The organism is Pseudomonas libanensis, from assembly GCF_001439685.1.
In the GTDB taxonomy this organism is placed as follows: Bacteria; Pseudomonadota; Gammaproteobacteria; order Pseudomonadales; family Pseudomonadaceae; genus Aquipseudomonas; species Aquipseudomonas libanensis.
On sequence record NZ_JYLH01000009.1, the window covers coordinates 23,728 to 39,265 of the forward strand.

Here is a 15,538-nt window from a genome sequence, read left to right on the forward strand (position 1 = left end):
GCACGCAAGAGCACCGCGTTAAACCAGGATGCCCGCGTTAAAGTTGACGTTTTTCGCGAGCAAGCTCGCTCCTGCAGTAGGGGTTATTCGCCTTCGTCGAAGTAGTTATTGATCAACTCAACCAATGCCGCCATCGCTTCGTCTTCTTGCTCGCCTTCGGTCTTCAGGTGAATCTTGGTGCCCTTGCCGGCCGCCAACATCATCATCGCCATGATGCTCTTGCCATCAACCATGGATTCCGGTGTACGACCAGCGCGGATCTGACAAGGGTACTGGCCGGCCACGCCGACGAATTTGGCCGAGGCCCGGGCGTGCAGGCCCAACTTGTTGATGATTTCAATTTCCCGAGCCGGCATCGCAGTGGTGTTCCTTTCAGCTAAGGTCGCGGTGGCGAACCTGGACATTCTTGAGGGTTTGTTGCAACACTCGGCCCAGCCGTTCCGTCAGATAGACGGAGCGGTGGTGGCCGCCGGTGCAGCCAATGGCAATGGTGACGTAGGCGCGATTGCTCGCGGCAAAGCGTGGTAACCATTTGAGCAGGTAGCTGGAGATGTCCTGGAACATCTCCTCTACATCCGGTTGCGCGGCCAAGTAATCAACCACCGGCTGGTCCAATCCGGACTGATCGCGCAGTTCCGGTTTCCAATAGGGGTTGGGCAGGCAGCGCACATCGAACACCAGGTCGGCATCTACCGGCATGCCACGTTTGAAGCCGAATGATTCGACCAGGAAAGCAGTCCCGGGCTCTGGCTGGTTCAGCAGGCGCAGCTTGATCGCGTCGCGCAGCTGATACAGGTTCAGGTTGGTGGTGTTGATCTTAAGATCAGCCAGATCAATGATCGGCCCCAGCAACTTGGTCTCGTCCTGGATGGCTTCGGCCAGGGAGCGGTTGGCGCTGCTGAGCGGGTGGCGGCGACGGGTTTCTGAGAAGCGTTTGAGCAACGTTTCTTCGTCGGCATCCAGGTACAGCACATCGCAATGAATATGCTTGGCGCGCACTTCTTCCAGCAGTTCAGGGAACCGCGAGAGGTGGCTGGGCAGGTTGCGGGCATCGATAGACACTGCGACCAGGGGTTGCGCCAATTCAGTATGGATCAGTGCGCGTTCCGCCAGCTCCGGCAGCAGGCCAGCGGGCAAATTGTCGATGCAATAGAAACCGTTGTCCTCAAGGACGTTGAGGGCGGTGCTTTTACCTGAGCCGGAACGGCCGCTGACGATGATCAAACGCATGATTACTGCCCGTTTTGTTCATCCAGGACGACCTGATACAGGGCCTCATTGGTCTTGGCACTGCGCAGTTTTTCGCGTACTTCCTTGCGATCAAGCATGCTGGCGATCTGCCTAAGCAGTTCCAGGTGCGCATCGGTGGCGGCTTGCGGGACCAGCAATACGAACAGCAGGTCGACCGGGGCGCCGTCGATGGCGTCGAAATCGATGGCAGCTTCCAAGTGCAGCAGAGCGCTCACGGGCGTATCACAGCCTTTGAGGCGGCAGTGAGGGATGGCGATGCCGTTGCCGAAACCGGTGGAGCCGAGTTTCTCACGGGCAATCAACGCCTCGAAGACATCTTGCATCTCCAGACCCGGCACTTCGCGGTGGATCAGGTTGGCAATTTGTTCGAGGGCTTTTTTCTTGCTGCCGCCCGGCGCGTTCACGAGGGAACGGCCGGGGGTCAGGATGGTTTCAAGTCGGATCATGGGGGGAGAGTTAACGACCTGTGCCTTGGAGCAGGCTCAGATTCTTTTCCTTATGCTTTTTGAGTTGGCGGTCGAGCTTGTCGGTAAGCAAGTCAATCGATGCATACATGTCTTCATGCTCGGCATTGGCAACCACTTCGCCACCAGGTATCTGGAGGGTCGCTTCGATCTTCTGCTGAAGCTTGTCAACCTTCATGATGACCTGCACGTTGGTGATCTTGTCGAAATGTCCTTCAAGCTTCCTCAGCTTCTGCTCGACATAGTCGCGCAGTGGAGGGGTGACTTCTACATGGTGTCCACTGATGTTGACTTGCATACAGCTTCTCCTTCGTTGCCAGTGCATAAAGCGACAGGCAAAACGCCTGCCACTGGAACGCTATGGCCCGCCCGTCACATCAAACGTTTACGCTCGCTGGAAGGCGCGATCCCAAGAGACTCGCGGTACTTGGCGACGGTTCGACGGGCGACCTGAATGCCTTGTGCCTCCAGTAAACCAGCGATCTTGCTGTCACTCAACGGCTTTTTCTGATTTTCCGCGGCAACCAGTTTCTTGATGATCGCGCGAATCGCCGTGGACGAGCATTCGCCGCCTTCGGAGGTGCTGACGTGGCTGGAGAAAAAGTATTTCAACTCATAAATACCCCGCGGGGTATGCATGAATTTCTGCGTGGTCACGCGGGAAATCGTCGATTCATGCATGCCCACCGCTTCGGCGATATCGTGCAGTACCAAAGGCTTCATGGCTTCGTCGCCGTATTCCAGGAAGCCGCGTTGGTGCTCGACGATCTGGGTGGCCACCTTCATCAGGGTTTCGTTACGGCTTTGCAGGCTCTTGATGAACCAGCGCGCTTCCTGCAACTGGTTGCGCATGAAGGTGTTGTCGGCGCTGGTGTCGGCGCGGCGCACAAAACCGGCATATTGCGGGTTGACCCGCAGGCGGGGCACCGACTCCTGGTTCAGCTCCACCAGCCAACGCTCGTTGTCCTTGCGCACGATCACGTCGGGGACGACGTATTCGGCTTCGCTGGATTCGATCTGCGAGCCCGGGCGCGGGTTTAGGCTCTGCACCAGCTCAATGACCTGGCGCAAGTCGTCTTCCTTGAGCTTCATGCGGCGCATCAGCTGGCTGTAGTCGCGGCTGCCCAGCAGGTCGATGTAGTCCGACACCAGGCGTTTGGCTTCGGCCAGCCAAGGCGTCTTGGCCGGCAACTGGCGCAATTGCAGCAGCAGGCACTCGCTGAGGGTGCGGGCGCCAATGCCGGCGGGCTCGAATTGCTGGATGCGATGCAGGACGGCTTCGATTTCGTCCAGTTCGATGTCCAGCTCCGGATCAAAGGCTTCAAGAATCTCGTCGAGGGTCTCGTCCAGGTAGCCCTGGTTGTTGATGCAGTCGATCAGGGTGACCGCAATCAGGCGATCAGTGTCGGACATCGGTGCCAGGTTCAGTTGCCACAACAAATGGCTCTGCAGGCTCTCGCCGACAGATGTACGGGTGGTGAAGTCCCACTCGTCATCGTCATTGCTCGGCAGGCTGCTGGCGCTGGTCTGGTACACGTCTTCCCACGCGGTATCCACGGGAAGTTCGTTGGGAATGCGTTCGTTCCATTCGCCGTCCTCGAGGTTATCCACCGTCGGGGCGGTTTCCTGGTAGGAGGGTTCCTGCACGTCGGGATTGGGTTTTTGCTCGATGTTATCGGCCAGCGGGTCGGCATTGTCGAAGTCGTCGCCTTCTTCCTGGCGTTCGAGCATCGGATTGGACTCCAGGGCCTCCTGGATTTCCTGTTGCAGGTCCAGGGTCGACAATTGGAGCAGGCGGATGGCCTGTTGCAGCTGCGGTGTCATCGTCAGCTGCTGGCCCATTCTCAGGACTAGCGATGGTTTCATGGCAGGGGCTTAACACCTTATTCGCCGGCGCAATGCGCCATCCACGACAGGGCGCGTGAGCGCCAAACATAAGCAAATTATATGCCTGATCTCGGGGGCTTTGCCTAGAGCGCGGTAACAATAAAAAAGCTAAGGTTTCTATTGACTCCTGCGCGCTCCAGGAAAAGCCGCGATACCACCGTGCCTACAGGCGGAACTCGTGACCCAGGTACACTTCCTTGACCAGCTCGTTGGCCAGGATAGTCTCGGCATCGCCTTCGGCAATCAGTTGGCCATCGTTGACGATATAGGCCGTTTCGCAGATATCGAGTGTCTCGCGGACGTTATGGTCGGTGATCAGTACGCCAATGCCCTTGGCCTTGAGGTGGTGGATGATCTGCTTGATATCGCCCACCGAAATCGGGTCGACACCGGCAAACGGTTCATCCAGCAGGATGAACTTGGGCGCGGTCGCCAGGGCGCGGGCGATTTCCACGCGACGACGCTCGCCACCGGACAGGCTCATGCCGAGGTTGTCGCGAATGTGGTTGATGTGGAACTCCTGCAGCAGGCTTTCCAGCTCTTTGCGGCGGCCGTCGCGATCGAGCTCCTTGCGGGTCTCCAGGATCGCCATGATGTTGTCGGCCACCGACAGTTTGCGGAAGATCGACGCTTCTTGCGGAAGATAGCCGATACCGGCGCGGGCACGGCCGTGCATCGGCTGGTGGCTGACGTCCAGGTCGTCGATCAATACGCGGCCCTGGTCCGCCTGGACCAGCCCGACGATCATATAGAAGCAGGTGGTCTTGCCGGCACCGTTGGGGCCGAGCAAGCCGACGATCTGGCCGCTGTCGATCGACAGGCTGACGTCGCGTACGACCTGGCGGCTTTTATAGGCCTTGGCCAGGTGCTGGGCTTTCAGGGTCGCCATTACTCGGCCTTCTTCTTCGGCTGGATAACCATGTCGATGCGCGGACGAGGTGCTGTCACCTTGTTGCCATTGGCGCGACCGGCCTGGGCGACCTGGGTCTTGGTGTTGTAGACAATCTTTTCGCCCTCGGTAGAGTTACCGTCGGCGCTGAGGACCTTGGCCTGGTCAATCAGGACGATGCGGTTCTGCTGGGCATGATACTGGATGGTCTTGCCATAGCCTTTCATCGGGCCAGGATCGGCCGCGGCTTGTTGCTGTTCGAAATAGGCCAGGTTGCCCACCGAAGTCACCACGTCGATATCACCCGCCTGGGTACGTGTCAGTGTCACCGTATTACCGGTGATCTTCATCGAGCCCTGGGTGATGATCACGCCGCCGGTGTAGGTGGCGACACCTTGCTTGTCATCCAACTGCGCATCGTCAGCCGAGATGTGGATCGGTTGCTGGCTATCGTTCGGCAGAGCCCAGGCGCTCACGCTTCCCAGTGCTGCGCCCAGACCGAGCAAAATAGGGAGGGTTTTAACGAGCCTCATACTGTCCTCTTACGTTCGATAGCAGGTGTATCCTGCTTTCTTTCAAATACGCTTTCATTCCCTTGCCAGTCGATACACCGCCAGCGCCGTCGATTCTAACGTCTTGCTCGGTCTGCGCATATTGCTTCTGTGGGAATACGGTCATGCGACTGCTGGTAATGATGGTGTCACGGTTCTGTGCGTCTGTACGTGCGACGCGCACCGAGTCGATCAGTTCAACTTCGGTGCCGTCCGGGTTGACCTCGCCACGCTTGCTGGTGACGTGCCACGGAAATTCGGTGCCGCGATACAGGTTCAGGTCCGGATTGGTCAGCAGGCTGACTTCGGAGGCCTTCAAATGCTCGACCTTGTCCGACGTCATTTCATACTGCACCTTCCCATCGGGCAGGTACTGGATGCTGTAGGCATTGGTGGCGTAATAGTCGATAAGACCTTCGTCAACCTGCGCAACTGGCTGGTCGAGAAAGCGTCCCGGGCTGATATTCCAGTAGCCCACCGCCAGGAGCAGCGCGGCGATGACCCCGAATAACAGGAAGTTGCGGATCTTTTTACTCAGCATATAACGCTCTATAGGTAGGCGGCGTGGGCCGCTTCAAGACTGCCCTGGGCACGCAGGATCAACTCGCAGAACTCCCGGGCGGCACCTTCGCCGCCACGGGCGGTGGTGATGCCATGGGCGTGTTCGCGCACAAACGCCGCGGCATTCGCGACGGCCATGCCCAGGCCCACCCGGCGAATCACCGGCAGGTCAGGCAAGTCGTCACCCAAATAGGCGACCTGTTCATAGCTTAGGTTGAGTTGGCCAAGAAGCTCGTCCAGCACCACCAGTTTATCCTCACGGCCCTGATACAGGTGAGCAATCCCCAGGTTTTGTGCGCGGCGTTCCACAACCGGTGTCTTTCGACCGCTGATAATCGCCGTTTGCACACCGGCCGCCATCAGCATCTTGATGCCCTGGCCATCGAGAGTGTTGAACGTCTTGAATTCGCTGCCATCTTCGAGGAAGTACAGGCGGCCATCGGTCAGCACGCCGTCGACGTCGAAAATCGCCAGCTTGATGCCTTTACCGCGTTGCAACAGGTCGCCGTTCATCTACATCACTCCTGCGCGCAGCAAGTCGCCAAGGTTAAGGGCCCCGATCGGGCGATCATCATCGTCGACGACGATGAGCGCGCCGATCCGGTGGTCTTCCATGATTTTCAGCGCTTCAGCCGCGAGCATTTCAGCGCGGGCGGTCTTGCCGTGAGGTGTCATGACCGCATCGATGGTCGCGGTGTGGATATCAATGGTGCGGTCCAGGGTACGACGCAGGTCGCCGTCGGTGAATACCCCGGCCAGGCGACCATCGGGTTCGACGATCGCCGTCATGCCCAGGCCTTTGCGGGTCATTTCCATCAGCGCATCCCTGAGCAGGGTGCCGCGTGGGACGCTTGGCAGTTCGGCGCCGGAATGCATGACATTTTCCACTTTAAGCAACAGGCGACGGCCGAGCGCGCCGCCTGGGTGGGAAAATGCGAAGTCTTCGGCGGTAAAGCCGCGGGCCTCCAGGAGCGCCACGGCCAACGCATCGCCCATGACCAGGGCAGCAGTGGTGGAGGAGGTGGGTGCCAGGTTCAGCGGGCAGGCCTCGTGAGTCACGTGCACGTTCAGGTTGACGTCGGCAGCCTTGGCCAGCGTCGATGCCGGGTTGCCGGTGAGGCTGATCATCTGGATGCCCAGGCGCTTGATCAGGGGCAACAGGGTCACGATTTCGTTGGTGGTGCCGGAATTGGACAGCGCCAGGATCACGTCATCCTTGGTGATCATGCCCATATCGCCGTGGCTGGCCTCGGCCGGGTGCACGAAAAACGCGGTGGTCCCGGTACTCGCCAGCGTTGCGGCGATTTTGTTGCCAATGTGGCCGGATTTGCCCATGCCGACCACGACAACGCGGCCCTTGCTGGCCAGGATCAGCTCGCAGGCGCGTACGAAATTCGCGTCGATATGGGCCAGCAAGCCTTCTACGGCTTCAAGCTCGAGGCGGATGGTGCGCTGTGCGGATTGAATAAGCTCGCTGGATTGGCTCATGTCTGAATCGTATAGCCTGACGAAAAGGCGGCGATTATAGCCGTAATGATCAATTCGCTCACGTAAGTTCGTCAGGGTTTGTGCGCGATGTAGATGAAAATCACCGTCGTCAACATAGGAGGCAACCCTTTTCCCCTGTCTCAAATCTGAACGAGCGCTGTTCCGGCCTTGGGCGCTCTGCACCAGCAGTGATATAGTTCGCCGCCAGTTCGGTCCACCCAACCCATGTGCCTAACTATTGCGCATCCTTTGCAAACCAAAGTCGCACACATGGTGTCTGAGTGAAAGGCTGCATCCCAAGGAGATTAGATGAGTGCCGATAACGCCTACGCGGTCGAGCTGAAGGGTCTGTCCTTCAAGCGCGGGACGCGCAGCATCTTCAATAACGTCGATATTCGCATTCCTCGCGGCAAGGTCACGGGCATCATGGGGCCTTCCGGTTGCGGCAAGACCACCCTGTTGCGCCTGATGGGCATGCAATTGCGGCCCAGTGCGGGCGAAGTGTGGGTCAACGGCCAGAATCTGCCGACCCTGTCGCGCAGCGATCTGTTCGATGCGCGCAAGCATATGGGCGTGCTGTTCCAGAGCGGCGCGCTGTTCACCGACCTCGATGTTTTCGAAAACGTAGCCTTCCCGCTGCGGGTGCATACCCAGCTGTCCGATGAAATGATTCGTGACATCGTGTTGCTGAAACTGCAGGCCGTGGGCCTTCGCGGTGCCATCGACCTGATGCCGGACGAGTTGTCCGGCGGCATGAAACGCCGTGTCGCGCTGGCGCGAGCTATCGCCCTCGACCCGCAGATCCTCATGTACGACGAGCCGTTCGTTGGCCAGGACCCGATCGCCATGGGCGTGCTGGTGCGCCTGATCCGTCTGCTCAACGACGCACTGGGGATCACCAGTATCGTGGTGTCCCACGATTTGGCCGAAACCGCGAGCATCGCCGACTACCTGTATGTAGTAGGCGATGGCCAGGTGCTGGGGCAGGGTACGCCTGAAGAGTTGATGAACGCCGATAACCCGCGCATTCGCCAATTCATGACCGGCGATCCCGACGGCCCGGTGCCTTTTCACTTTCCGGCAGCGGACTACCGCTCAGATCTTCTGGGGAAGCGCTGATGCGCAAGACATCTCTTATCGAGAAGGTTCGCCTTTTCGGTCGCTCGGGCATCGACATCGTCGAAGTCCTGGGGCGTTCGACCATTTTCCTGTTCCACGCCCTGCTGGGCCGCGGCGGCATCGGCGGCGGCTTTGGCCTGCTGCTCAAGCAGTTGCATGCAGTCGGCGTGATGTCCCTGGTGATCATCGTGGTCTCCGGGGTGTTCATCGGCATGGTGCTGGCGCTGCAAGGCTTCAACATCCTGTCCAGCTACGGGTCGGAGCAGGCGGTAGGCCAGATGGTGGCCCTGACCCTGCTGCGTGAGCTTGGTCCGGTGGTGACCGCCTTGTTGTTCGCGGGGCGTGCAGGTTCGGCGTTGACTGCCGAAATCGGCAATATGAAGTCCACCGAGCAGCTGTCCAGCCTGGAAATGATAGGCGTAGACCCGCTCAAGTACATTGTTGCCCCGCGCCTGTGGGCCGGCTTCATTTCCCTGCCATTGCTGGCGATGATTTTCAGCGTGGTGGGTATCTGGGGCGGTTCGTGGGTGGCGGTTGACTGGTTGGGCGTCTATGACGGTTCCTACTGGGCCAACATGCAAAACAGCGTGACCTTCACCGGTGACGTGCTCAACGGCATCATAAAGAGCATTGTCTTTGCCTTTGTGGTGACCTGGATTGCCGTATTCCAAGGCTATGACTGCGAGCCCACCTCAGAAGGGATCAGTCGCGCCACCACCAAGACCGTTGTGTACGCCTCGCTGGCGGTACTGGGCCTTGACTTCATTTTGACCGCCTTGATGTTTGGAGATTTCTGATGCAAAACCGCACTGTGGAAATCGGTGTCGGCCTTTTCTTGCTGGCTGGCATCCTGGCTTTACTGTTGTTGGCCCTGCGAGTCAGCGGCCTTTCGGCCAGCCCCACCGCCGATACTTATAAACTTTACGCGTACTTCGACAATATCGCCGGTTTGACGGTCAGAGCTAAAGTGACCATGGCCGGCGTTACCATCGGCAAGGTCACGGCAATCGATCTGGACCGCGACAGCTTCACCGGGCGGGTGACCATGCAGTTGGACAAGAAGGTAGATAACCTGCCGACTGACTCCACGGCATCTATCCTCACTGCGGGGCTGCTGGGCGAGAAATACATCGGTGTCAGCGTGGGTGGGGAAACAGCCCTGCTCAAGGATGGTTCGACCATCCACGACACGCAGTCGTCGCTGGTGCTTGAAGACCTGATCGGAAAATTTTTGCTCAATACGGTCAATAAAGACGCCAAATGAGGAATCTGTTCATGATCTCTACCTTGCGACGTGGCCTGCTGGTACTGCTTGCAGCGTTGCCGCTGATGGCCAACGCGGCAGGTTCTGCGCACGATTTGGTGCAGGACACGACCAGCAGGATGCTGGCCGACCTGAAGGCCAACAAAGAGCAATACAAACAAGACCCTTCCCGGTTCTACGAAGCACTCAACACGATTGTTGGCCCGGTGGTCGATGCCGAAGGCATTTCCAAAAGCATCATGACGGTCAAGTATTCGCGCAAGGCAACCCCGGCGCAGATGCAGACGTTCCAGGAAAACTTCAAGCGTGGCCTGTTCCAGTTCTACGGCAACGCTCTGCTGGAATACAACAACCAGGGCATCGTCGTTGACCCTGCCAAGGAGGAGTCGGGTGATCGTGCCGAGGTCGGCATGAAAGTCTCGGGCAGCAATGGCTCGATCTATCCGGTGTCCTACACCCTGACGAAAATCAACGGTGAGTGGAAGCTGCGCAACGTGGTCATCAACGGCATCAATATCGGCAAGCTGTTCCGTGACCAGTTCGCCGATGCGATGCAGCGCAATGGCAATGACCTGGACAAGACCATCAATGGTTGGGCCGGTGAAGTGGCCAAGGCCAAGGAAGAAACCGACAAAGCTGCCGGGAAGCCTGCGCAATGACCGAGTCGGCTGTTCGTATCGGCGACGCCGGCGAGCTGTTCCTCAGCGGCGTACTGGATTACCGTACCGGGCCTGACCTGCGCAAGCAGGGCCAGGCGCTGATCAAGGCCAGCAAGGCGCCCGAAGTGGTGCTCGATTGTTCGGCGGTGACCAAGTCCAGCAGTGTCGGCCTGTCATTGCTGCTGTGCTTCATGCGTGATGCCGAGGCGGCCAAAAAGCCGGTCAGCATCCGCGCATTGCCCGAAGACATGCGTGAGATTGCTCAGGTTTCTGGTCTGACCGAGCTGCTGGCGCATCCTTAAGACACACTTTCAGGAAAGCCCCCCGTCAGAGTCCTGCTATGCGGGGTTCGCAGGCGCGGGGCTTTTTTGTATGATGTGCGACCCGTGCGCACTGGGCGCCGATAGAGGTTGAGCATGCAGGCCCTAGAAGTTAAAAGCTTCCTTGAAGGAAAGCTGCCGGAAACGAGCGTAGAAGTTGAAGGCGAAGGCTGCAACTTCCAGCTGAATGTGATTAGCGATGAACTGGCGGCGTTGAGCCCGGTCAAGCGTCAACAGCAGATCTATGCCCATTTGAACCCGTGGATCACCGATGGCAGCATCCACGCGGTCACTATGAAATTTTTCAGCCGCGCGGCCTGGGCCGAGCGCACCTGAGCCCCCAAGGCGTCGAGATTCTTATGGATAAATTGATTATTACCGGCGGTGCCCGCCTTGATGGCGAGATCCGCATTTCCGGTGCGAAAAACTCCGCCTTGCCGATCCTGGCAGCTACCCTGCTGTGCGACGGCCCGGTGACGGTGGCCAACCTGCCGCACCTGCACGACATCACCACCATGATCGAGCTGTTCGGGCGCATGGGCATTGAGCCTGTGATCGACGAGAAACTGTCAGTCGAAATCGACCCGCGTACCATCAAGACCCTGATCGCTCCGTACGAACTGGTGAAAACCATGCGTGCGTCGATCCTGGTACTCGGCCCGATGGTTGCCCGTTTCGGTGAAGCCGAAGTGGCCCTGCCTGGCGGTTGTGCCATTGGTTCGCGTCCGGTCGACCTGCACATCCGTGGCCTGGAAGCCATGGGCGCGACCATCGACGTCGAAGGCGGTTATATCAAGGCCAAGGCGCCGGAAGGCGGCCTGCGTGGTGCACACTTCTTCTTTGATACCGTCAGCGTAACCGGTACCGAGAACATCATGATGGCCGCTGCCCTGGCCAAAGGCCGCAGCGTGCTGCAAAACGCCGCACGTGAGCCGGAAGTGGTCGACCTGGCCAACTTCCTCAACGCCATGGGTGCGAAAGTTTCCGGTGCTGGCACCGACACCATCACCATTGATGGTGTAGAGCGTCTGCACACTGCAACCTACAAGGTCATGCCGGACCGTATCGAGACCGGCACCTACCTGGTTGCCGCTGCCGTGACCGGTGGCCGTGTGAAGGTCAAGGATACCGATCCGACCATCCTTGAAGCCGTCCTGGAAAAACTCAAGGAAGCCGGCGCAGAAATCACCACCGGTGAAGACTGGATCGAGCTGAACATGCACGGCAAGCGGCCAAAGGCCGTCAACGTGCGTACCGCGCCATACCCGGCCTTCCCGACCGACATGCAGGCGCAGTTCATCTCCCTGAACGCGATTGCCGAAGGCACCGGTGCGGTGATCGAGACCATCTTCGAAAACCGCTTCATGCATGTGTATGAACTGCACCGCATGGGCGCCAAGATCCAGGTCGAAGGCAATACCGCCATCGTCACCGGCATCGACAAGCTCAAGGGCGCGCCAGTGATGGCAACCGACCTGCGTGCCTCGGCCAGCCTGGTGATCTCGGCACTGTGCGCCGAAGGCGACACCCTGATCGACCGCATCTACCACATAGATCGTGGTTACGAGTGCATCGAGGAAAAACTGCAGATGCTCGGCGCAAAAATCCGCCGCGTACCGGGCTAGTGCCCGCTGCGCTGTAGGAGCGAGCTTGCTCGCGAAGGCCTCATGTGCACCGCGTTGATTCTGAATAAACGCGTTATCGTTGACGTTCTTCGCGAGCAAGCTCGCTTCTACAAACACTGATTCGTTTCAAATCGAGGCTGTAATGGCCTCGATCTGTGTCCGGCGCCATTTGCGACCGGGCCGCAATAGCCTGATAAAGGACTGACGTTCCCATGTTGACCATCGCACTGTCCAAGGGCCGCATCCTTGACGACACGTTGCCGCTTCTGGCTGAAGCGGGCATCGTGCCGACCGAGAATCCGGACAAGAGCCGCAAGCTGATCATCCCCACGACCCAGGACGACGTGCGCCTGCTGATCGTGCGGGCTACCGACGTGCCGACCTACGTTGAACATGGTGCCGCCGACCTGGGTGTGGCCGGCAAGGACGTACTGATGGAATATGGCGGCCAGGGCCTCTACGAGCCGTTGGACCTGCGCATCGCCCTGTGCAAACTGATGACCGCCGGCCGCGTCGGTGATGTCGAACCCAAGGGCCGCCTGCGGGTCGCCACCAAGTTCGTCAACGTCGCCAAGCGCTACTACGCCGAACAAGGCCGCCAGGTCGATATCATCAAGCTCTACGGCTCGATGGAGCTGGCTCCGCTGATCGGCCTGGCCGACAAGATCATCGACGTGGTCGACACCGGCAACACCCTGCGTGCCAACGGTTTGGAACCGCAGGATTTCATTGCCGACATCAGCTCCCGCCTGATCGTCAACAAAGCGTCGATGAAGATGCAACACGCCCGTATCCAGGCGTTGATCGACACCCTGCGCAAGGCAGTGGAGTCTCGACACCGCGGTTGACTCACCCGCGTAGCCTGAAGGCTGCGCCCGTCTATCCGCCTCATAGCCAGAATTCTCAGGTGCCCAAGCGGAGCGAACGGTAGTTTAGGGCGCCTGAGTTTTTTGCCAATCCTATGAGGCCCTCGCTATGACCACGTCCACTGCAATTGCCCGACTCAACGCTGCCGACCCGGATTTCGCCCATCATCTGGATCATCTGCTGAGCTGGGAAAGCGTGTCCGACGATTCGGTCAACCAGCGGGTGCTTGACATTATCAAGGCCGTGCGCGAGCGCGGTGACGCGGCGCTGGTGGACTTCACCCGTCAGTTCGACGGCCTGGACGTCAAGTCCATGGCTGACCTGATCCTGCCCCGCGAACGCCTGGAGCTGGCGCTGACACGCATCACTATCGAGCAGCGCGAAGCCTTGGAAGTGGCAGCGACACGGGTACGCAGCTACCACGAAAAACAGAAGCAGGACTCCTGGAGCTACACCGAGGCCGATGGCACCGTACTGGGCCAGAAGGTCACGCCGCTGGACCGGGCTGGCCTGTATGTACCGGGCGGCAAGGCTTCTTATCCGTCCTCGGTGCTGATGAATGCAATTCCGGCCAAGGTTGCGGGCGTAACCGAGGTGGTCATGGTAGTACCGACCCCGCGTGGCGAGATCAACGAGCTGGTGCTGGCTGCCGCCTGCATCGCTGGCGTCGACCGTGTATTCACCATCGGTGGCGCCCAAGCCGTCGCGGCACTGGCCTATGGCACCGAAAGCGTGCCGAAGGTCGACAAGGTGGTCGGCCCCGGCAATATCTATGTCGCCACCGCCAAGCGCCATGTATTTGGCCAGGTCGGCATCGACATGATCGCCGGCCCCTCGGAAATCCTCGTGGTGTGTGACGGCCTGACCGACCCGGACTGGATCGCCATGGACCTGTTCTCCCAGGCCGAGCACGACGAAGACGCCCAGGCGATCCTGGTCAGCCCCGACGCCGAGTTCCTCGACAAGGTTGCCGCCAGCATTGATAAGCTGCTGCCGACCATGGAGCGTGCCGAGATCATCGAGAAGTCGATCAATGGCCGCGGTGCGCTGATCCTGGTGCGTGACATGGAGCAGGCCATCGAGGTGGCCAACCGCATCGCGCCGGAACACCTTGAGCTGTCCGTAGCGGACCCACAGGCCTGGTTGCCGTCGATCCGTCACGCCGGGGCGATCTTCATGGGGCGCCACACCAGCGAAGCCCTGGGCGACTACTGTGCCGGGCCGAACCACGTGCTGCCGACCTCGGGCACTGCACGCTTCTCGTCGCCACTGGGGGTGTACGACTTCCAGAAGCGCTCGTCGATCATCTTCTGTTCACCCCAAGGCGCTTCCGAACTGGGCAAGACCGCTTCGGTGCTGGCCCGTGGTGAATCCTTGAGTGCCCACGCACGCAGCGCTGAATATCGCATCCTTGACGAGAAGGGGAACTGAGACATGAGCAAATTCTGGAGCCCTTTCGTCAAGGACCTCGTGCCTTACGTACCCGGTGAGCAACCGAAGCTGACCAAACTGGTCAAGCTCAACACCAATGAAAACCCATACGGGCCCTCGCCCAAGGCGTTGGCGGCGATGCAGGCCGAGTTGAACGACAACCTGCGCCTGTACCCGGACCCCAACAGCGACCTGCTCAAACAAGCCGTGGCCAGGTATTACGGGATCGACGCCGGCAAGGTGTTCCTCGGCAACGGTTCCGATGAAGTCCTGGCGCACATCTTTCATGGTCTGTTCCAGCATGATTTGCCGCTGCTGTTCCCGGATATCAGCTACAGCTTCTACCCGGTGTACTGCGGCTTGTACGGCATCAAGTTCGACGCCGTGCCGTTGGATGCGCAGTTCCAGGTCCGCGTGGCGGACTACGCCAGGCCCAACGGCGGGATCATCATCCCCAACCCGAATGCGCCGACCGGCTGCGTACTGGCGCTGGATGCGGTGGAGCAGCTCCTCAAGGCCAGCCCGGACTCGGTCGTCGTGGTCGATGAAGCCTATATCGACTTCGGTGGCGAGACCGCCATCAGCCTGGTAGACCGTTACCCGAACCTGCTGGTGACGCAGACCCTGTCCAAATCGCGCTCACTGGCCGGTTTGCGTGTGGGCCTGGCAGTGGGCCACCCGGACTTGATCGAGGCGCTGGAACGGGTCAAGAACAGTTTCAACTCCTACCCGTTGGATCGCTTGGCGATTGTCGGCGCGGCGGCGGCGTTCGATGACCGTGAGTATTTCGCGAAAACCTGCCAGTTGGTGATCGACAGTCGCGAGAAGCTCGTTGCGCAGTTACAGGCTAAAGGCTTTGAGGTGTTGCCATCAGCGGCCAACTTCATCTTCGCTCGCCACCCGCAACACGACGCCGCCGGCCTGGCGGCCAGGTTGCGTGAGCAAGGGGTGATTGTGCGGCACTTCAAGCAGGAGCGGATTGCCCAGTTCCTGCGGATCAGTATCGGGGCGCCGGAGCAGAACCAGGCGCTGATCGACGGGCTTGGCGAGCTCTAATTCTTTACAGGCTGTACGGGCCTCATCGCGGGCAAGCCCGGCTCCCACAGGAAACTGCATTGCCCTGTGGGAGCCGGGCTTGCCCGCGATGAGGCCATCAGCTACA

At 59.5% G+C, this 15,538-nt stretch carries 20 protein-coding genes; 10 read left to right on the forward strand and 10 right to left on the reverse strand.

Annotated elements, in window-relative coordinates; genetic code table 11:
* Positions 1-83 precede the first annotated feature (83 nt).
* The 10 genes from TU73_RS15255 to TU73_RS15300 all read right to left on the reverse strand — a co-directional run bounded on the left by TU73_RS15255 (position 84) and on the right by TU73_RS15300 (position 7,091).
* Positions 84-356, reverse strand: a complete 273-nt coding sequence (locus tag TU73_RS15255) for an HPr family phosphocarrier protein (RefSeq protein ID WP_046070926.1) — start codon at positions 354-356, stop codon at positions 84-86.
* A gap of 16 nt (positions 357-372) precedes the next feature.
* Positions 373-1,230, reverse strand: coding sequence for an RNase adapter RapZ (rapZ, locus tag TU73_RS15260; protein WP_057012931.1), 858 nt, complete (start codon positions 1,228-1,230; stop codon positions 373-375).
* Positions 1,231-1,232: 2 nt separating this feature from the next.
* A complete protein-coding gene (gene ptsN / locus TU73_RS15265; RefSeq protein ID WP_046070928.1) occupies positions 1,233-1,697 on the reverse strand; it encodes a PTS IIA-like nitrogen regulatory protein PtsN in 465 nt (154 codons plus the stop codon).
* A 10-nt stretch (positions 1,698-1,707) separates the two neighbouring features.
* Positions 1,708-2,013, reverse strand: a complete 306-nt coding sequence (gene hpf / locus TU73_RS15270) for a ribosome hibernation-promoting factor, HPF/YfiA family (RefSeq protein ID WP_027604812.1) — start codon at positions 2,011-2,013, stop codon at positions 1,708-1,710.
* Between the two features lie 74 nt (positions 2,014-2,087).
* The gene (locus tag TU73_RS15275) at positions 2,088-3,581 is read right to left on the reverse strand and encodes an RNA polymerase factor sigma-54 (RefSeq protein WP_057012932.1); all 1,494 of its coding nucleotides are present in this window, start codon (positions 3,579-3,581) and stop codon (positions 2,088-2,090) included.
* A gap of 184 nt (positions 3,582-3,765) precedes the next feature.
* Positions 3,766-4,491 (reverse strand): LPS export ABC transporter ATP-binding protein, encoded by a 726-nt coding sequence (gene lptB, locus TU73_RS15280; protein WP_005784841.1) that lies wholly within the window; start codon positions 4,489-4,491, stop codon positions 3,766-3,768.
* Positions 4,491-5,024 (reverse strand): lipopolysaccharide transport periplasmic protein LptA, encoded by a 534-nt coding sequence (gene lptA / locus TU73_RS15285; RefSeq protein ID WP_057012933.1) that lies wholly within the window; start codon positions 5,022-5,024, stop codon positions 4,491-4,493. The genes lptB and lptA overlap by 1 nt, the downstream gene beginning before the upstream one ends.
* Positions 5,011-5,583, reverse strand: a complete 573-nt coding sequence (lptC, locus tag TU73_RS15290; protein ID WP_046070930.1) for an LPS export ABC transporter periplasmic protein LptC — start codon at positions 5,581-5,583, stop codon at positions 5,011-5,013. Before lptC ends, lptA begins: the two co-directional genes overlap by 14 nt.
* 8 nt (positions 5,584-5,591) lie before the next feature.
* On the reverse strand, positions 5,592-6,116 hold the full coding sequence (locus TU73_RS15295) for a KdsC family phosphatase (protein WP_057012934.1): 525 nt from the start codon (positions 6,114-6,116) through the stop codon (positions 5,592-5,594).
* Entirely contained in the window at positions 6,117-7,091 is a 975-nt protein-coding gene (locus tag TU73_RS15300) for a KpsF/GutQ family sugar-phosphate isomerase (protein ID WP_057012935.1), read from the reverse strand. It abuts the gene before it with no gap.
* A 309-nt stretch (positions 7,092-7,400) separates the two neighbouring features.
* On the opposite strand from TU73_RS15300, the gene TU73_RS15305 reads away from it, so the two are divergent.
* From TU73_RS15305 to hisC, 10 genes are all read left to right on the forward strand, one after another.
* On the forward strand, positions 7,401-8,210 hold the full coding sequence (locus TU73_RS15305; protein ID WP_003216128.1) for an ATP-binding cassette domain-containing protein: 810 nt from the start codon (positions 7,401-7,403) through the stop codon (positions 8,208-8,210).
* A complete protein-coding gene (gene mlaE / locus TU73_RS15310; protein ID WP_043050763.1) occupies positions 8,210-9,007 on the forward strand; it encodes a lipid asymmetry maintenance ABC transporter permease subunit MlaE in 798 nt (265 codons plus the stop codon). Before TU73_RS15305 ends, mlaE begins: the two co-directional genes overlap by 1 nt.
* Complete coding sequence (gene mlaD, locus TU73_RS15315) at positions 9,007-9,474, forward strand: outer membrane lipid asymmetry maintenance protein MlaD (protein ID WP_003171814.1); 468 nt, start codon at positions 9,007-9,009, stop codon at positions 9,472-9,474. The genes mlaE and mlaD overlap by 1 nt, the downstream gene beginning before the upstream one ends.
* A gap of 11 nt (positions 9,475-9,485) precedes the next feature.
* Complete coding sequence (locus tag TU73_RS15320) at positions 9,486-10,133, forward strand: MlaC/ttg2D family ABC transporter substrate-binding protein (protein WP_057012936.1); 648 nt, start codon at positions 9,486-9,488, stop codon at positions 10,131-10,133.
* Positions 10,130-10,435: an STAS domain-containing protein gene (locus tag TU73_RS15325; protein WP_057012937.1), complete on the forward strand. Its 306-nt coding sequence runs from the start codon at positions 10,130-10,132 to the stop codon at positions 10,433-10,435. The genes TU73_RS15320 and TU73_RS15325 overlap by 4 nt, the downstream gene beginning before the upstream one ends.
* A gap of 114 nt (positions 10,436-10,549) precedes the next feature.
* Complete coding sequence (locus TU73_RS15330; RefSeq protein ID WP_049709972.1) at positions 10,550-10,789, forward strand: BolA family protein; 240 nt, start codon at positions 10,550-10,552, stop codon at positions 10,787-10,789.
* A gap of 23 nt (positions 10,790-10,812) precedes the next feature.
* Complete coding sequence (gene murA / locus TU73_RS15335) at positions 10,813-12,078, forward strand: UDP-N-acetylglucosamine 1-carboxyvinyltransferase (protein ID WP_057012938.1); 1,266 nt, start codon at positions 10,813-10,815, stop codon at positions 12,076-12,078.
* Between the two features lie 212 nt (positions 12,079-12,290).
* Positions 12,291-12,926, forward strand: a complete 636-nt coding sequence (gene hisG / locus TU73_RS15340; protein ID WP_003188599.1) for an ATP phosphoribosyltransferase — start codon at positions 12,291-12,293, stop codon at positions 12,924-12,926.
* Between the two features lie 127 nt (positions 12,927-13,053).
* The gene (gene hisD, locus TU73_RS15345; protein WP_057012939.1) at positions 13,054-14,376 is read left to right on the forward strand and encodes a histidinol dehydrogenase; all 1,323 of its coding nucleotides are present in this window, start codon (positions 13,054-13,056) and stop codon (positions 14,374-14,376) included.
* Between the two features lie 3 nt (positions 14,377-14,379).
* Complete coding sequence (gene hisC, locus TU73_RS15350) at positions 14,380-15,432, forward strand: histidinol-phosphate transaminase (RefSeq protein WP_057012940.1); 1,053 nt, start codon at positions 14,380-14,382, stop codon at positions 15,430-15,432.
* Positions 15,433-15,538: the final 106 nt, after the last annotated feature.

Excerpts from the sequence above, each read along its gene's own strand:
- TU73_RS15255 (WP_046070926.1), bottom strand. The coding sequence starts at position 356 with ATGCCGGCTCGGGAAATTGAAATCATCAACAAGTTGGGCCTGCACGCC.
- rapZ (WP_057012931.1), bottom strand. The coding sequence starts at position 1,230 with ATGCGTTTGATCATCGTCAGCGGCCGTTCCGGCTCAGGTAAAAGCACC.
- ptsN (WP_046070928.1), bottom strand. The coding sequence starts at position 1,697 with ATGATCCGACTTGAAACCATCCTGACCCCCGGCCGTTCCCTCGTGAAC.
- hpf (WP_027604812.1), bottom strand. The coding sequence starts at position 2,013 with ATGCAAGTCAACATCAGTGGACACCATGTAGAAGTCACCCCTCCACTG.
- TU73_RS15275 (WP_057012932.1), bottom strand. The coding sequence starts at position 3,581 with ATGAAACCATCGCTAGTCCTGAGAATGGGCCAGCAGCTGACGATGACA.
- lptB (WP_005784841.1), bottom strand. The coding sequence starts at position 4,491 with ATGGCGACCCTGAAAGCCCAGCACCTGGCCAAGGCCTATAAAAGCCGC.
- lptA (WP_057012933.1), bottom strand. The coding sequence starts at position 5,024 with ATGAGGCTCGTTAAAACCCTCCCTATTTTGCTCGGTCTGGGCGCAGCA.
- lptC (WP_046070930.1), bottom strand. The coding sequence starts at position 5,583 with ATGCTGAGTAAAAAGATCCGCAACTTCCTGTTATTCGGGGTCATCGCC.
- TU73_RS15295 (WP_057012934.1), bottom strand. The coding sequence starts at position 6,116 with ATGAACGGCGACCTGTTGCAACGCGGTAAAGGCATCAAGCTGGCGATT.
- TU73_RS15300 (WP_057012935.1), bottom strand. The coding sequence starts at position 7,091 with ATGAGCCAATCCAGCGAGCTTATTCAATCCGCACAGCGCACCATCCGC.
- TU73_RS15305 (WP_003216128.1), top strand. The coding sequence starts at position 7,401 with ATGAGTGCCGATAACGCCTACGCGGTCGAGCTGAAGGGTCTGTCCTTC.
- mlaE (WP_043050763.1), top strand. The coding sequence starts at position 8,210 with ATGCGCAAGACATCTCTTATCGAGAAGGTTCGCCTTTTCGGTCGCTCG.
- mlaD (WP_003171814.1), top strand. The coding sequence starts at position 9,007 with ATGCAAAACCGCACTGTGGAAATCGGTGTCGGCCTTTTCTTGCTGGCT.
- TU73_RS15320 (WP_057012936.1), top strand. The coding sequence starts at position 9,486 with ATGATCTCTACCTTGCGACGTGGCCTGCTGGTACTGCTTGCAGCGTTG.
- TU73_RS15325 (WP_057012937.1), top strand. The coding sequence starts at position 10,130 with ATGACCGAGTCGGCTGTTCGTATCGGCGACGCCGGCGAGCTGTTCCTC.
- TU73_RS15330 (WP_049709972.1), top strand. The coding sequence starts at position 10,550 with ATGCAGGCCCTAGAAGTTAAAAGCTTCCTTGAAGGAAAGCTGCCGGAA.
- murA (WP_057012938.1), top strand. The coding sequence starts at position 10,813 with ATGGATAAATTGATTATTACCGGCGGTGCCCGCCTTGATGGCGAGATC.
- hisG (WP_003188599.1), top strand. The coding sequence starts at position 12,291 with ATGTTGACCATCGCACTGTCCAAGGGCCGCATCCTTGACGACACGTTG.
- hisD (WP_057012939.1), top strand. The coding sequence starts at position 13,054 with ATGACCACGTCCACTGCAATTGCCCGACTCAACGCTGCCGACCCGGAT.
- hisC (WP_057012940.1), top strand. The coding sequence starts at position 14,380 with ATGAGCAAATTCTGGAGCCCTTTCGTCAAGGACCTCGTGCCTTACGTA.